This window comes from Nocardia sp. NBC_00403 (assembly GCF_036046055.1).
Classification (GTDB): domain Bacteria; phylum Actinomycetota; class Actinomycetes; order Mycobacteriales; family Mycobacteriaceae; genus Nocardia.
This window is the reverse complement of record NZ_CP107939.1, coordinates 3,771,812-3,786,885: the sequence shown is the minus strand read 5'-3', so window position 1 is coordinate 3,786,885 and position 15,074 is coordinate 3,771,812. Positions and strand designations below refer to the sequence as shown.

General features: G+C 67.3%; 13 protein-coding genes. 5 read left to right on the top strand and 8 right to left on the bottom strand.

The annotated features are described in order from the left end of the window. Positions 1-52: 52 nt before the first annotated feature. The 3 genes from OHQ90_RS16620 to OHQ90_RS16610 form a co-directional block, all read right to left on the bottom strand. Positions 53-1,219 (bottom strand): alpha/beta hydrolase, encoded by a 1,167-nt coding sequence (locus OHQ90_RS16620; RefSeq protein ID WP_328411511.1) that lies wholly within the window; start codon positions 1,217-1,219, stop codon positions 53-55. A gap of 192 nt (positions 1,220-1,411) precedes the next feature. Beyond that, positions 1,412-1,633: a hypothetical protein gene (locus tag OHQ90_RS16615; RefSeq protein ID WP_328411509.1), complete on the bottom strand. Its 222-nt coding sequence runs from the start codon at positions 1,631-1,633 to the stop codon at positions 1,412-1,414. 173 nt (positions 1,634-1,806) lie between these two features. Then, the gene (locus OHQ90_RS16610) at positions 1,807-3,228 is read right to left on the bottom strand and encodes a DHA2 family efflux MFS transporter permease subunit (protein WP_328411507.1); all 1,422 of its coding nucleotides are present in this window, start codon (positions 3,226-3,228) and stop codon (positions 1,807-1,809) included. A 183-nt stretch (positions 3,229-3,411) separates the two neighbouring features. Here OHQ90_RS16610 and OHQ90_RS16605 point away from each other — a divergent pair, with 183 nt between their 5' ends. Next, positions 3,412-4,362, top strand: a complete 951-nt coding sequence (locus OHQ90_RS16605) for a sigma-70 family RNA polymerase sigma factor (RefSeq protein ID WP_328411506.1) — start codon at positions 3,412-3,414, stop codon at positions 4,360-4,362. Beyond that, complete coding sequence (locus tag OHQ90_RS16600) at positions 4,359-4,946, top strand: maleylpyruvate isomerase family mycothiol-dependent enzyme (RefSeq protein ID WP_328411504.1); 588 nt, start codon at positions 4,359-4,361, stop codon at positions 4,944-4,946. Before OHQ90_RS16605 ends, OHQ90_RS16600 begins: the two co-directional genes overlap by 4 nt. A 374-nt stretch (positions 4,947-5,320) precedes the next feature. Here OHQ90_RS16600 and bioD read toward each other — a convergent pair whose 3' ends face one another. The 4 genes from bioD to OHQ90_RS16580 form a co-directional block, all read right to left on the bottom strand. Further along, the gene (bioD, locus tag OHQ90_RS16595; RefSeq protein WP_328411502.1) at positions 5,321-5,983 is read right to left on the bottom strand and encodes a dethiobiotin synthase; all 663 of its coding nucleotides are present in this window, start codon (positions 5,981-5,983) and stop codon (positions 5,321-5,323) included. After that, positions 5,980-6,114, bottom strand: a complete 135-nt coding sequence (locus OHQ90_RS16590; RefSeq protein WP_328411501.1) for a hypothetical protein — start codon at positions 6,112-6,114, stop codon at positions 5,980-5,982. Before OHQ90_RS16590 ends, bioD begins: the two co-directional genes overlap by 4 nt. Continuing rightward, the gene (locus OHQ90_RS16585) at positions 6,111-7,265 is read right to left on the bottom strand and encodes an 8-amino-7-oxononanoate synthase (RefSeq protein WP_328411500.1); all 1,155 of its coding nucleotides are present in this window, start codon (positions 7,263-7,265) and stop codon (positions 6,111-6,113) included. The genes OHQ90_RS16590 and OHQ90_RS16585 overlap by 4 nt, the downstream gene beginning before the upstream one ends. 248 nt (positions 7,266-7,513) lie before the next feature. Further along, a complete protein-coding gene (locus OHQ90_RS16580) occupies positions 7,514-8,785 on the bottom strand; it encodes an adenosylmethionine--8-amino-7-oxononanoate transaminase (RefSeq protein WP_328412893.1) in 1,272 nt (423 codons plus the stop codon). Between the two features lie 176 nt (positions 8,786-8,961). Here OHQ90_RS16580 and OHQ90_RS16575 point away from each other — a divergent pair, with 176 nt between their 5' ends. From OHQ90_RS16575 to treY, 3 genes are all read left to right on the top strand, one after another. After that, a complete protein-coding gene (locus OHQ90_RS16575; protein ID WP_328411499.1) occupies positions 8,962-9,276 on the top strand; it encodes a hypothetical protein in 315 nt (104 codons plus the stop codon). Between the two features lie 83 nt (positions 9,277-9,359). After that, a complete protein-coding gene (gene glgX, locus OHQ90_RS16570) occupies positions 9,360-11,480 on the top strand; it encodes a glycogen debranching protein GlgX (protein WP_328411498.1) in 2,121 nt (706 codons plus the stop codon). Beyond that, positions 11,477-13,915 (top strand): malto-oligosyltrehalose synthase, encoded by a 2,439-nt coding sequence (gene treY, locus OHQ90_RS16565; protein WP_442941414.1) that lies wholly within the window; start codon positions 11,477-11,479, stop codon positions 13,913-13,915. Before glgX ends, treY begins: the two co-directional genes overlap by 4 nt. Here treY and OHQ90_RS16560 read toward each other — a convergent pair. Beyond that, positions 13,835-15,067 carry a DUF2235 domain-containing protein gene (locus OHQ90_RS16560; RefSeq protein WP_328411497.1) on the bottom strand — a complete coding sequence of 411 codons (1,233 nt, stop codon included), beginning with the start codon at positions 15,065-15,067 and terminating at the stop codon, positions 13,835-13,837. The genes treY and OHQ90_RS16560 overlap by 81 nt on opposite strands. Between the last annotated feature and the right edge of the window lie 7 nt (positions 15,068-15,074).

The window sequence follows — 15,074 nt, the reverse complement described above, 5'->3', positions numbered from 1 at the left end:
CCGGCGCGGATACGGTTACTTTCAGGCTGATTCGAGCCCTATCCCGGCGCGGTCAGCGCGGCCCGGCCGCACTGGCCGTCGCACGGACCTGCTGCTGGAAGCGCTGCACGAACGGCAGAATCTGCTGCTCGATCACCGTGTTGTATTCGCGGGGCCGCTGCATCGGGTTGGCGTGGCCGGTGTTTCGCGTCATCACCACCAGCAGCGTGCCGTCGATGCCGCCGGCGCGCTCGATCAGCACCTGGTGGGAGTATTCGACGTCGACCACCCGGTCGTTGTCGGGATTGCGCGGACGGATGAAGACGATGGCCGGGCGCGGTTTGCCGTCCACGGGGCGCGACAGTGCACGCAGATCGTTGAGCGCGCCGCCTGCCACGATCGCCAGGAATTGCGACTCGATGAGTCCGTTGCTCGCCGCGTCGCGGGAAAAGATCTTCTCGCGCAGCACATCCGACACCACCCCGCCCAATTTCGCGACCCTGATGCCCGGCATCCCTGCGCCACCCCGGTCGAAGAAGCGGTCGCGGCGCGCGTAGGTTTCCACGGTCAGGCGCAGCCCGCGACTCTCCCGCGCGCCGGGCAACCACGCCATCCAACGCAGCATGTCCTCGCCCCGGCCGCGGCTTTCCGGGCGCACCGCGTTCAGGTCCATCGGCGTGCAATCGAGAATCACCGACACCAGGCGGCGGTCGCTGTCGGTGTGGATGTGCCTGGCGACCTCCAGCGCTATCACCCCGCCCATGCTGTGCCCGACCAGCACGATGTTCTTCAGTCCCGACATCTGCGCGGCGCGGATGATCAACTCGGCGATCACCCGGGTGTCGATGCCGCTGTTGTCGTATTTGATGGCCCACACCACGCCCATTCGGCTCAGCGCCGGCAGTGCCGCGGCGGTATTGCCGGCATTGAGGCCGCCGAGGCCGACCATGTCGACCACGACGGTGTCCCAGTTCTCGGCGTCGGCCGGGGGCGCGACCGGCAGGATGGCAGGCTCGGTACGCGCCAACCTGGCCTGCTCCGGCGCGACGTCGTGCACCCAGTACTGGGCGAACAGCACGAGTCCCGCGAGCAGTAGTGCGGCGACCCGCAACAGCGCCAGCCGGGTGCGGCGCAACGACTTCCACCCATGCCCTTGGCCGGTATCCCGCAGGCGGGCTTTGCGTCGCTCGTCGTCCCAGTCCGTGACGGTGGACGGGTGCCGTTCCTCCAACGGCGACATCTCTTCACTGTAGGCACGTTTCCGGGAGTCCTGCCAGGCAAACACGGAACACCTGCCGCGCCCGAAAACCCTACCGACCGGTAGAGTCCGAGCCGCCATCCCAGGTGGATGCGGGAATCCGGTGCAATTCCGGAACGGTCGCCCTCGCGGCTAAGTCACTCCCGTCTCTGCCTAACCGGTCGGTTTCGCCGCTCAGGGTTCCAGAAACAACCGTTCATTGGGTAACCCGCCCCAACCTGCTCGTGTCGCCGGGATCACGTTCACAGCGTCGACGTAATGGCGTGATCGGTGCTCTTCCATGAAACACAGTGCGGCAGTCATGCACGCGGCGAAGTCCATCCGCACGCCGTGCACGAACACGCTCAGACGGACATCCGCCTCGTCCGGCATCGGAGAAGGGTTGGCGCTCATCATGTCTCCGAGTCTCGAACGCTAGCGAGCGTGTACCGGGATTGCTTCCAGCTTGTCGAGGTTGTCGTACGCCTCGGGCCACCCAACCCCGACACGCCCAGTACTCGGCTTCCGTTTTCGGTTTTGCGCGGCCGGCGAACCCGTCGATCGTATCCGCGACCGAGCTGGTGATCTCGTCACACCGGGGCCACCACCTCGGGCGACGCGGCTGCGGCGACAGCCGCCCGGCGGCCGGGCAGGGCAAGCGCGACGGCCGCGCCGAATAGCGACAATCCCGCTCCGACCGCTATCGCCGGACCGAAACCGCCCACGAATTCCGCAGCGGATCGGTAACCGCCCGCGCCGGTGAACACCGCAACCACGACGGCGATCCCGAATACCCCACCGAGCTCGCGCATCATGCTGTTCGCGCCCGCCGCCTTGCCGAGCATCGCGTGCTCGACGGCGCCGACCACCGCTGTCTGGGCGGACGGCAGCGCCATCGATACACCGATTCCCGAGATGACCAATGGAATGACCAAGGAGCCGTATGCCATTGCCGGCTCAGCGATGCGCGCGATCCAGAACATGCCGCCCGCCTGCATAGCCAATCCACCTGCCATCAGCGGTCGTTCGCCGATGCGGTCGGCCACCACACCGGCGACCGGTGCGCAGAAGAACAGGGTGAGCGTCCACGGCAACAGTCGCAGCCCGGCCCCTAGCGGCCCGTAGCCGAAGACGATCTGCAGAAACTGCGCGTAGAAGAACACCGAACCGAACAGCCCGGCGAACAGCAGGAAGATTGCGGTGTTACCGGCCGCGAACCCGCGCGAGGCGAACAGCCGCATCGGGATCATCGGCTCGGGCCCGCGCGCCTCCCACACGGTGAAGGCAACGATCAGTACGACACCGCCGACCAGCGCGACCATGATTTCCGCGCTGGCCCACCCTGCGGCATTGCCGCGGACCAAGCCCCACACCACACCGAACGCACCACCGGTGAGCAAGGCCAATCCTCCGACATCCGCCGTCGAATCGGGACCGTAGGTCTCCGGAATCCGGTTCAGCACCAACGGAATCGCGATGAGCCCGATCGGGACGTTGAGCCAGAAGATCCACTGCCAGGACAGCCCCTCCGATACGGCGCCACCGACCAACGGACCGCACGCGACCGCCAAGCCCGTAATACCCTGCAGGATTCCCATGGCCATGCCACGCCGCTGCGGCGGGAACACCGCGCTGACCAAGGCCAGCGCCAGTGTCATGATCAACGCCGCGCCGATGCCCTGCACCACGCGCGCCGCGATCAGCGCGGCGACCGAGGTCGACATCGCACACGCCGCCGACGCCGCGACGAAGATCGCCAGCCCCACCGCGAACATCCGCCGTCGACCGAATCGGTCGCCGACGACCGCGGCAGTCATCAGCAATACGGCAAAACTCAGGTTGTATCCGTTGACCGTCCATTCGAGCGTCTGGACCGACGCCCCGAGATTCTCGCGAATAGTACCGAGCGCCGTCGCGACGACCAGCGTGTCCAGTGCCGCCATCAACGAGGCGATCGCGCCGAGCGCGAGCACCCAGCGCTGCGTCACCGCCGAAACCATTGGTGTACTCACCGTGCTCCTTCCTGTGCAGCGTGCCTGCACAGATATCGACCGGCGCGACGACGGAACTCATCGGTCGGGGGTGCCGGAATTTCCGGTACCGATGAGTTCCGAGCACATGGACGGTCTGCATGTTCGAGGACTTCCATGCCGAGGCCGGGGTCCGACACGAAATGGGCCGACAAAGGGGCACCGATGGTCGATATCGACGAGTTCGCCGTACATACGGCGCAATACCGGCGGGAATTGCTCGCGCACTGCTATCGCATGGTCGGCTCGGTGGACGACGCCGAGGATCTGGTGCAGGAGACGATGCTGCGGGCCTGGCGCGCCTATGGCGATTTCGAGGGGCGGGCGTCGATGCGGACGTGGCTGTATCGGATTGCCACCAACGCCTGCCTCAACGCGCTGCAGCACAGCAGTAGGCGCGTGCTGCCGTCGGGGTTGTCGGGGCCGTCGGATGATCCGGAGACCGCGCCGTTCCTCTCGAACGAGATCCCGTGGCTACAGCCGATGCCGGATGTCCGCATCGAACCCGAGTCGTCGGATCCGGCCGCGATCGTTGCCGCTCGCGAAGGAATGCGGCTGGCGTTGATCGCCGTGTGGCAGTATCTGCCGCCACGTCAGCGCGCGGTGCTGATCCTGCGGGATGTGCTGCGCTGGAAAGCATCCGAGGTGGCGGAACTGCTGGAGGTGAGTGTCACCGCGGTCAACAGCACGTTGCAGCGCGCGCACGCCACCCTGCGGCAACTGCCTTTGGCAACGGCCGATATCGCCGAGCCCGACGATCCGGCAGTGCGTGCGGTGCTCGACCGGTACGCGGCCGCGTTCGAGAACGCCGATATGGCGGCGCTCACCGAGCTTTTGAAAACCGATGCGGTGATGGAGATGCCACCGATCCGCGAATGGTTCCGCGGCAACCTCCGCATCGTGCGGCTGATCGCGACGCGATGCCCGACCCGCGCAGGCGAGGTACAGATGGTGCGCACCGCCGCCAACGGGCAGCCCGCCTTCGGGTTCTACGTGCGTGGCGAGGCCCACTCGATCCATGTCCTCACCGCGACCCCAACGGGGATCGAGCGCATCGTTTCCTTCCACGACAGCGGACTCTTCGAAGGCTTCGACCTGCCGAAGTCACTGCTATGAACCGTGACCTGTTCGACCGATCGGTGCTGTATCTCCTGTGCGCCCTGCGGGGACTCGGCTCCGACCTCACCAGACCGACCCCGTGCCACGGCTGGGACGTGCGCATGCTGCTCGCGCACGTCGAGGAATCTATCGCCGCCCTGCGCGAAGGAGTTGCGGGTGGCCGAATTTACGCCACCCCCGCCACTCGGCATCCCGATGCCACCGCCGTCGCGCATGTCCAGGCCGCCGCCACCGGCCTGCTCGGCGACCTGGCCCACTACTCCCCGAATCCGGTGCTGGTGTCCGACACCCCGTTGCCCGCCGAAATCCTCGGTGCGGCCGGCGCTCTCGAATTGACCGTGCATGCTTGGGATATCGCTGTGGCGCACACACCGTCGGTACAGATACCGGACGAGCTCGCAGGCGATCTACTGACCATCGCGCCGCAGCTCGTCCCGATCACCGGTCGAGATCCGCTGTTCGGGCCACCGGTCCCCACCTACACCACCAGACCAGGCGAACAACTGCTCGCCTACCTCGGCCGCAAGAGCCCAGCGCGTGTGGGGGCCGCTGATCCCGTAGCGCTGCCCAGCGCATGGTGACCAACCGCCACAGTCGGTTTCGGCGCCGGCCATCTGCGCCCTCCACCCCATGCCCCACAACCCCAGCTTGGTCGATCCCTGTTCTCAACGGCTCCGAGGCGGCTCGCGGTACCGTAACAGCTTGGGCGACAGCAGCTTCGGCGGTGTGAGTGTGGCGAATCGAGTCGACCACGACGAAGTCGTGAGTGAGTCCCCCGTTGCGGCCTGGACCACCGGGACGCCCGCCTGCGCAGCTTGCCCGCGAGCACGCCCGCGTGCCCAGAATGTGCGCTGAACGAACTCACCGGCTCGTGCCCGAGCGCAACTATGCGCGAGGGCTCGGACCTTTGTGTGTAATAAACGCGAAATCCGCTCGAGCCGAACAGGTTCAGCCTTCACCAGGTGCGCGTGAACCACCCTGGGGCGTCGGCAGTAAAGCGGTCGCGCCCCCAAGCACCCGCGCCCGCGGGGATGGCGCCGACCACGTCGACGCCGGTGACCGCTGGCAGATCGGTGCGGTTGCACTCGGCGGCCAGGTCGGGGTCGGCGGGCCAGGAGCCGATCACCAGCCCCGCACAGCGTACGCCTGCCGATCGCAGTGCGCGGGTGGTCAATTCGCTGTGATTGAGAGTGCCGAGCCCGGCCGCGACGACCACCAGAACCGGTGCGTCGAGTTTCTGCGCGAGATCGAGCAGCGTGAATTCGCCCATACGAACGAGCAGTCCGCCCGCGCCTTCGACCAGGGTGAGGTCCGCGTCGGCGAGACCCTCTATCGCAGACACGGTTTCGGCCATGGTCAGCAGCGGTCGGCCGCAGCGGCGGGCCGCGGTGTCGGGCGCCAACGGATCCGGGTAGCGGGCGAGTTCGAGGGTTCGGGTGACACCTGCCAGGCGCTCGACCTCGGTGAGATCGCCGGGTTCGCCCGGAGCGACACCGCTTTGGGCGGGCTTGCACACCGCGACCGATCGGCCGGCCGCGCAGGCCGCCGCCGCGATTGCCGCTGTCACCACGGTCTTGCCGACCTCGGTGGAGGTTCCGGTGATCAACAGCGGACTCATGGCCACACCTCGCTGAATACGCGGGCCCGCGAAGACTCGGGCTCGACCGGGCCGGAGCGCATGCCGACCGACGGCGCGGCGCCCGGCACGGCGCCGCCGCCCGAAGCTGCGGCGCTGAACTGTCCGCTCATGCCGGCACCACGCTCAATCCGCGAGCTTCGGCCAAGACCTCGGTGAGGACGGTGGCAATGGTGCCGAGCTCGGCGGGAGTGAGGTTGGCGCGGGCGGTCAGGCGCAGGCGGGAGGTGCCCTCCGGGACCGACGGCGGACGGAAGCAGCCGACGTCGAGGCCACGGGACCGGCAGGCGCGTGCGGCGTCGTAGGCGACCTGCGCCTCGCCGAGCACGACCGAGACCACCGCCGAATCCGGTGCAGGCACACCGGCGATACGGGCGATATCGGCGGCCCGCTCGAGCACGCGGGCGGCCATTCCGGGTTCACGGCGCAGCAATCGCAGAGCTGCACGCGCCGCGCCGACGGCGGCAGGCGCGAGGCCGGTGTCGAAGATGAAGGTGCGTGCGGCATCGATCAGGTGTGCGCGGACCCGCGCACTAGCCAGCACGGCACCACCTTGGGCGGCAAGAGCTTTCGAGAGGGTCGCGGTGATAACCAGGTCCGGCTCCCCGGCCAGGCCGACCTCGTGCACCAGCCCGCGCCCACCGGTGCCGCGCACGCCGAGACCATGCGCCTCGTCCACGATCAGCACCGCGCCATTGGCGCGGGTCACCCCGTGCAGTTCGGCCAGCGCAGCCAGGTCACCGTCGGCGCTGAACACCGAATCGGTCAGCACGAGCGCGCGTTCCTCGGTGCGGGCGGCCAACAACCGGTCGACGGCGTCGACATCGCGATGCGCGGCGATCTCCACCCGCGCCCGCGACAGCCGGCAGGCGTCCACCAGTGAGGCGTGACTGCCCGCGTCGGAGACGACGAGCGCGCCGCGTCCGGCCAGCGCGGTCACCGCGCCCAGGTTGGCGGCGTACCCGGAGGCGAACACCAAACCGGCTTCGGCGCCGACGAATTCGGCAAGCTCGGCCTCGAGTTGTTCATGCGCGGCCGTAGTGCCGGTGACCAACCGGGACCCGGTCGAACCAGCCCCCCATCGCCGCACGGCGTCGATCGCACCCTCGACCACCTCGGGATGCCGAACCAGACCGAGGTAGTCGTTGGAGGCGAGATCGATCGACGGCGATTGCGGCGCCCGTGCCCGCAGCTCGCGCCGCAACCCAGCGGTCACCCGCTCTGCCGCACGCTCGTCCAACCAGCTCAACGGATCGGTAGTCACAGCTCCGAAGCATACTTGAACACCGTTCAGGTCGCCTAGTGGACCTAGCTTCCACCACCCGCCGCGGGTGGGATCCCCCGATCGGCAGCACACCGTTTCCACAACTCTTCCCGCCGCACCCCGATCCCCATCGGCGACCTCGCCGACCGAGCCGCTAGGGCGACCACACATTCTCCGTGCACCCACGACACCGAAGCAGCACCCAGCCCGACGGCCACCACCGCCAATCGGCTCGTGAATATTGCCGGTTAAGCCGACTGCGCTTCGACCGCGGCCCGCATGCCCGCCGTGATCGCCGCGACATCATCCGACGTACTGATGAACGGCGGCATCGTGTAGATGAGGTTGCGGAAGGGGCGCAGCCAGACGCCCGCGGACACGGCAGCCTCGGTTGCTGTGCGCATGTCGACCGGACCGTCGAGTTCGATGACACCGATCGCGCCGAGCACCCTGACCTCGACGACCCCGCGCAGGTCGCGGACCGGGGCGAGACCGGCATTCAGCTCGGATTCGATACGGGCGACCTCGCCGCGCCAGTCGCGTTGCAGCAGCAGCTCCATCGACGCCACGGCAACGGCGCAGGCCAGCGGGTTGCCCATGAAGGTGGGCCCGTGCATCAGACCGCCGTGCGCCGCGCTGAGGGTTTCTGCGATCTGCGCGGTGCACAACGCCGCGGCCAAGGTGAGGTAGCCACCCGTCAGCGCCTTGCCGACGCAGAGGACATCGGGACGCACGCCCGCATGGTCGGCGGCGAAAAGCGCTCCGGTGCGGCCGAATCCGGTGGCGATCTCGTCGAAGATCAGCAGCACGCCGTGTTCGTCGCACAGGCGGCGCAGGTCGGCGAGGTAGCGCGGGTCGTGCCAGCGCATGCCGCCCGCACCCTGGACGACCGGCTCGACAATGACGGCCGCGAGTTCATCGGCGTGCGCGGCCAGCGCACGGTCGAGTTCGGCGACGTAGCCGGGTTCGTAGTCGCGGGGCGGCGTCGGCACGAAGACGTGCTCGACCAGTACGTCGGTCCACAGCGAGTGCATCCCGCCGTCCGGGTCGCACACGCCCATCGGCGTGAACGTGTCACCGTGATATCCGCCGCGCCAGGTGAGCAGCCGCCGCTTGCCCGGCAGCCCGAGCGCGCGCCAATACTGCAGGCACATCTTGACCGCGACCTCGATGGACACCGATCCCGAGTCGCACAGGAACACCTTGTCCAGGCCGTCGGGGGTGTGCTCGACGAGCAGTTCGGACAGCCGGGCCGCGGGCTCGTGGGTGAGCCCACCGAACATCACATGACTCATCCGCTGCGACTGGGCGACCAGTGCCGCGTCCAGCACCGGATGCCGGTAGCCGTGGATCGCGGCCCACCAGGAGCTCATACCGTCGACGAGTTCGCGCCCGTCGGACAGGGTCAGCCGGGTCCCGGACGCGCCCGCCACCACGAGCGGCTCGGTCGTCGCGGGGAAACCACCGTAGGGATGCCAAACATGCTCGGCGTCGATGGCGGCGATCTCGTCGGGGGTCATTGCCACAGGAATCCTCGCGGTCGTGCGACTGCCCCGGCCTCCCCGGAGCTGGCTTGAACGGCGTTCAAGTTACCACTCGAGCTGGGTAGGCACGACCTCGCCGGAGGGCCGAAGGCGAGCGGCGCGGGCCGGCTCCGAGGAATATCGCCGCCTTGTGCAGCGACAGCGCCGATTCGGTGAGTGCCCAGATTCCACGCCTCACGGCTCTCCACGTAGCCGTGCACGCGTTCTGGAGCGAGGCAGCAGATACCCCGTTCGACCACGAAATCCGCCCGCCCCTGCGACATTGGCAGATGCTCCTGCTGTGGCACAACCTGGACGCCGCGGGCCGCAGCACCCGCGCCCGAGTGCCACGCGACCCGCTTGCCCTGGCATTGCTGTGGGATTACCAGGACGGCTACCCGGCGGGCATTCCCGCATGGCTTCAACGCGCCGTCCTCGGCGGGCTCGCCGCCATCGCCGAGCGCGCGGGTTACCAGCGTCGCTGGTAGAAAATCAGTCCCGACCAGCACTGACGCGCCCGGCCGCAACCACCCACATGGACGGTTGCCCGGCTGCCGCTAGTGTCGTTGACATGGCTCAGCCCGACGCAGCGCCCGGTGACGTGACACCACTCGGTGTTTGGCCCGGCACCGCCTACCCTCTGGGCGCTACCTACGATGGCGCAGGCACCAATTTTTCGGTGTTCTCCGAGGTCGCCGATGCAGTCGAGCTGAGCCTGATCGCCAGGGACGGCACCGAGACCAGGATCCCGCTGGAGGAGGTCGACACCTACGTCTGGCACGCGTATCTACCGACGATCGGACCGGGACAGCGCTACGGCTTCCGAGTGCACGGGCCTTACGACCCGGATCACGGATTACGCTGCGATCCCAGCAAATTGCTGCTCGATCCCTACGGGAAAGCTTTCGACGGCGACTTCGACAACGATCCGTCGCTCTACACCCACGGCCTGGATTCCCTGGGGCACACCATGACCGGCGTGGTGATCAACCCGTTCTTCGACTGGGGCTCCGATCGGAGGCCGAATCGGCCCTATCACGAGACGGTGCTCTACGAGGCGCACGTCAAGGGCATGACGATGACACACCCCGACATTCCCGAGGAGTTGCGCGGCACCTACGCGGGCATCGCGCACCCGGCGATCGTCGGATATCTGAAAAGCCTCGGCATCACCGCTATCGAACTGATGCCGGTGCACCAATTCCTGCACGACCGTGTCCTGCTGGATCAGAGCCTGCGAAATTACTGGGGTTACAACAGTTTCGGCTACCTGGCCCCGCACAACGAGTACGCCGCGAGCCCGCGTGGCGGCGCCGCGGTCACCGAGTTCAAAGCGATGGTGCGCGCCCTGCACGCGGAGGGCATCGAGGTGATCCTCGACGTCGTCTACAACCACACCGGTGAGGGCAATCACCTCGGACCGACCCTCGCCTTCCGCGGTATCGACAACGCCGCCTACTACCGCCTGATGGACGACGACCCGTCGCGTTACATGGATTACACCGGCACCGGCAACAGTCTCAATGTGCGACACCCGCACACACTGCAGCTGATCATGGACTCGCTGCGCTACTGGATCCTGGACATGCACGTCGATGGCTTCCGCTTCGATCTGGCCGCCACGCTGGCCCGCGAACTGCACGACGTGGACCGGCTTTCCACGTTTTTCGATCTGGTGCAACAAGATCCGGTGGTCAGTCAGGTGAAGCTGATCGCGGAACCGTGGGATGTCGGCGAAGGCGGCTATCAGGTCGGCAACTTCCCCGGCCTGTGGACCGAGTGGAACGGCAAGTACCGCGACACCGTCCGCGACTATTGGCGCGGCGAGCCCGCGACGCTCGGTGAGTTCGCCTCCCGGCTCACCGGCTCCTCGGACCTGTACGAGGACACCGGCCGCAGACCGAGCGCGAGCATCAACTTCATCACCGCGCACGACGGATTCACGCTGCGGGATCTGGTGTCCTACAACGAGAAACACAACGAGGCCAACGGCGAGGACAACCGCGACGGCGAAAGCTGGAACCGGTCCTGGAACTGTGGGGTGGAGGGCCCCACCGACGACCCGGATATCCTCGCCCTGCGCGCCAAGCAAAGCCGCAACCTGCTGGCCACGCTCGTGCTCAGCCAGGGGACGCCGATGCTCTCACACGGCGACGAAATCGGGCGGACGCAAGGGGGGAACAACAATGTGTATTGCCAGGACTCACCGCTGGCCTGGATGGACTGGTCACTGATGCAGACGAATTCGGACCTGCTCGACTTCACCCGCACGGTGATCGCGCTGCGCACCGCGCACCCCATCTTCCGCCGCCGACGCTTCCTGAAGGGCAGGCCGATCCGGTCCAAGGAGCATGCCCGCGACATCGCGTGGCTCACCCCGGCGGGCGATCAGATGACCCCTGCGGACTGGGACAGCGGATTCGGCAAGTCGCTGACGGTGTATCTCAACGGACGCGGCATACCCGAACCCGGCCCCCGTGGTGAACACATCACCGACGATTCGTTCCTGCTGTGCTTCAACGCGCACGATTCCGCCCTCGATTTCGCCCTGCCCGGCACCGATTACGGTCCAGAGTGGTCGGTCGCGCTCGACTGCTCGATACCCGACGGCCGCTGCGAAACCGTCTATCCGGCGGCCGCGACCGTCACCCTCCCCGCCCGGTGCCTGCTCGTCCTCCGTTGCACCGCATGACCGAAACGCCCATGACCGAGACGCAGATACACTTCACCGATCCCATTCTCCGTGGCCGCCGACCGGTCCGGCAGACCACGGTCCGCAGCACCTACCGACTCCAGCTGCGGCCCGATGTGCTGACTTTCACCGAGGCCCGCTCGATCGCGGAATACCTACAGCAGCTCGGTATCTCGCACCTGTACCTCTCGCCGATCCTGACCGCGGTGCAGGGCTCGCCGCACGGCTACGACGTCACCGACCCCACCACCGTGTCGGCGGCCCTCGGCGGCCCGGCCGGACTGAAGGCGCTCGCCGACGAAGTACGCAGTCGCGGTATGGGTTTGATCGTGGACCTGGTGCCCAACCATCTCGGTGTCGCCGACCCGCAGCAGAACCCATGGTGGTGGGACGTGCTGCGCAACGGACGCGAATCGAAGTTCGCGCACTTCTTCGACATCGACTGGAGCCCGGCCAACGGCGCGGGCGGGCGGCTGGCGCTGCCGGTGTTGCATAGCGAAAACGATCCGGCGGCCCTGACGGTCGACCGGTCCGGTTCGGAACCGATGCTGGCACTGCACGACCTGCGTTTCCCCATCGCGGCGGGCACCGACGGCGACAACGCGCTACGCATCCACGACAAACAGCACTATCGGCTGGTCAGCTGGAAGGCTGGACTGTGCACCTATCGCCGGTTCTTCGCCGTCAGCAGCCTGGCTTCGTTGCGTCAGGAAGATCCCGAGGTCTTCGACATCACCCATCGCGAGCTCGCCGCCTGGTGCGAGCACGATCTCATCGATGGCGTCCGGGTCGACCATCCGGACGGATTGTCCTACCCCGCCGCCTATCTGACGAAGCTGCGCAGGCTGATCGGACCGCAGCGGCTGCTGCTGGTGGAGAAGATCCTGGCCAACCGCGAGCCGCTCGATGCGACGCTGCCGATCGACGGCACCACCGGCTACGACGCGCTCGCCGATATCGGCGGCGTGCTCATCGACCCGGAGGGTGAGCCCCCGCTCACCGAACTGTCCCGGCGCATCGCCGGGCACGGCAGCGACCGGGCCTGGATCGGCGAGACCGAGCACCGGATCAAACGCGCGGTCGCGGAAAGCATTCTGGCCCCGGAGGTTCGACGGTTGGTCACCGCTGTCAAACGCGACGCGCGCGCGGAAAGCTTCGACACCATGGCGCTGACCAACGCGACCATCGAAGTGCTGGCGTTCATGCCGGTGTATCGCGTCGACTATGCGCCGCTGGCCGGGATGACCGGCGCGGTGGTCGCCGAAGTCGAGAAGCGCAACACCGAGCTGACCGCACCGTTGAACATCCTGGTGTCTGCCTTGGCTATCGAAGGCGAAGCCAGCGTGCGCTTCAGTCAGGTCTGCGGCGCGCTGACCGCCAAATCCGTCGAAGACACCATGTTCTATCAGGCGGCCCGGCTGGTCTCCTTGCAAGAGGTGGGCGGCAATCCGGCTCGATTCGGCCACTCGCTCAACGAGTTCCACCTGTCCAACAGCGAACGCGCGCAACGCTGGCCTGCCACCATGACCACGCTGTCCACCCACGACACCAAACGTGGTGAGGACGTGCGGGCACGGATCGGGGTGCTGTCGCAGGTCGCCGAGACCTGGGCGCAGTCGGTCGAGTCGTGGCAGGAGCAGACGCCGGGTCCCGACGGCGCGACGACACTGTTCCTGCTGCAGAACATGTTCGGTGTGTGGCCTGCCGACGGCCGCCCGGCCTCCTCGGTGGCGGGCCTGCGCGAGCGACTGCATCTGTTCGCGGAGAAGTCGATTCGCGAAGCGGGCGTGCACACCTCGTGGGAGGAGCCGGATGCCGAGTTCGAGGCATCGGTGCACGGCTGGCTGGATGCGGTGATCGACGGACCGGTCGGCTCCGAAATCGGCGACCTGGTGCACGAGCTCGCGCCACACGCCTGGTCGGATTCGTTGTCGCAGAAGCTGCTCCAGCTGTGCGGGCCCGGCATCCCGGACATCTACCAGGGCTGTGAGCTGTGGGAGGACACCCTGGTCGACCCGGACAACCGGCGGCCGGTGGACTTCGCGGCACGCGCCGGGCTACTGCAATCGCTCACCGGCACACCGGCATTGAACACCAATGGGGCGGCAAAGATGTGGATCGTCGCCTACGCGCTGTGGCTGCGCAGGGAGCGGCCGGACTGCTTCGTCGGCGGCACCTATCTGCCGCTGTTCGCCACCGGCGACCACGCGGGCAGGCTGGTGAGCTATGCCCGTGGCCGTGCGGGCGAGGCGCCCGAGGTGATCGTCGCCACCACCCGGCACAGCATCGGTCTCGCCGAAACCGGGTGGGGCGACACTACGCTCGATTTGCCGCAGGGCAGCTGGACCGACCGGTTAACCGGCCACACTTTCCAGGGCCGGGCTCGACTGGAAAAGCTCTTCGCCCGCCTGCCTGTCGCCCTGCTCGTCCGCTAGCAGGGTGGACACCCCACCGGTCTGCTCGACCAGGTCCGCCGGGAACATGCCGCCGAGTTCCGCGCGCCAGCGCCGCAGATTCACCGGCCGGTAGTCCGGCTCGGTCTTGGCGCTGGAGGCTATCCGGACACACTGGTCGATCGGGGTGGCCAACCGCCGCCAGGAATCCCAATGGAAGCGCCGGTTGCGTGGGTTGCGCAGCGTCCGAAGCACATTGAGGATGCGGTAGCCGATGCCGAGGGACTTGTGCAGTTCCAGGTGCTTCACGCCCTCGGCGTGGCAGCGCTTGGAAAGCCCCGCCAACCGCTCCCGATCGAAGGCGAGGCCGACCGATTCGGCCTCGGTCACCATCCACTGCAGGGTGATGTCGGACAGGCCGCATTCTTTGTAGCCGCCGCCGATATCGCTGTGCACGCCCTCGAACCAGACCTGCTTCACTCGATCGAAGTGTTTGCGGTACTTCACGTTCGGCTCGATCGGCACCTCCCAGAGGCACGGCTCGAAGTTGCGGCGCCGCTCGTCGATCGCCAGCGCCTGGCGCGCGCAGTGCACGTTGGATGAGAGCTTCACATCGTGGAACTTGTGCCGCAGCGAGGTCAGCCCCGGCACGCCGAGCGCGCCGACGGTGTCGAACACACCGAGGAAGTCGATCTTGGCGGGGTACCTGCAGTGCTCGCCGCGGAAGTCGATCCACTCCTGCGGCTCCGGCGGATCCGGATTCTGCACCGTCCGGGTGGGGGCGACCTGCCGATGAATGCGCAGCGCGTGTGGATACCGACCGTCGATCATCGCCTCGGGCGTCATGATCCCGATTCGGCCGATCAGTCCGGCCAGGCTGCGGGCGGTGAAGGCGCCGCGACTGAAGCCGAAGATGTAGATCTCGTCGCCGGGCTCCCAGTTCAGTGCGAGATGCCAATACGCCGACGACAGGTTCGCCTCCAGCCCGAGTCCGAAAGCACCGCCCATCAGCCGGTCGGTGAGGAACCCGCGCGCCCCGGGCCCCGACACATAGCTCACCCACTGCTGAATCGGCTCTCCGGCCGGTCCCGACGCGGAGAAGCTGATCGTCTGAGCGATCTTGATGATGTTGGATACCGTGCTGCTCGATTCGGCTTTCCAGGTGCCGTCACAACAAACTACCAGGCGTTTCATGGGCAAA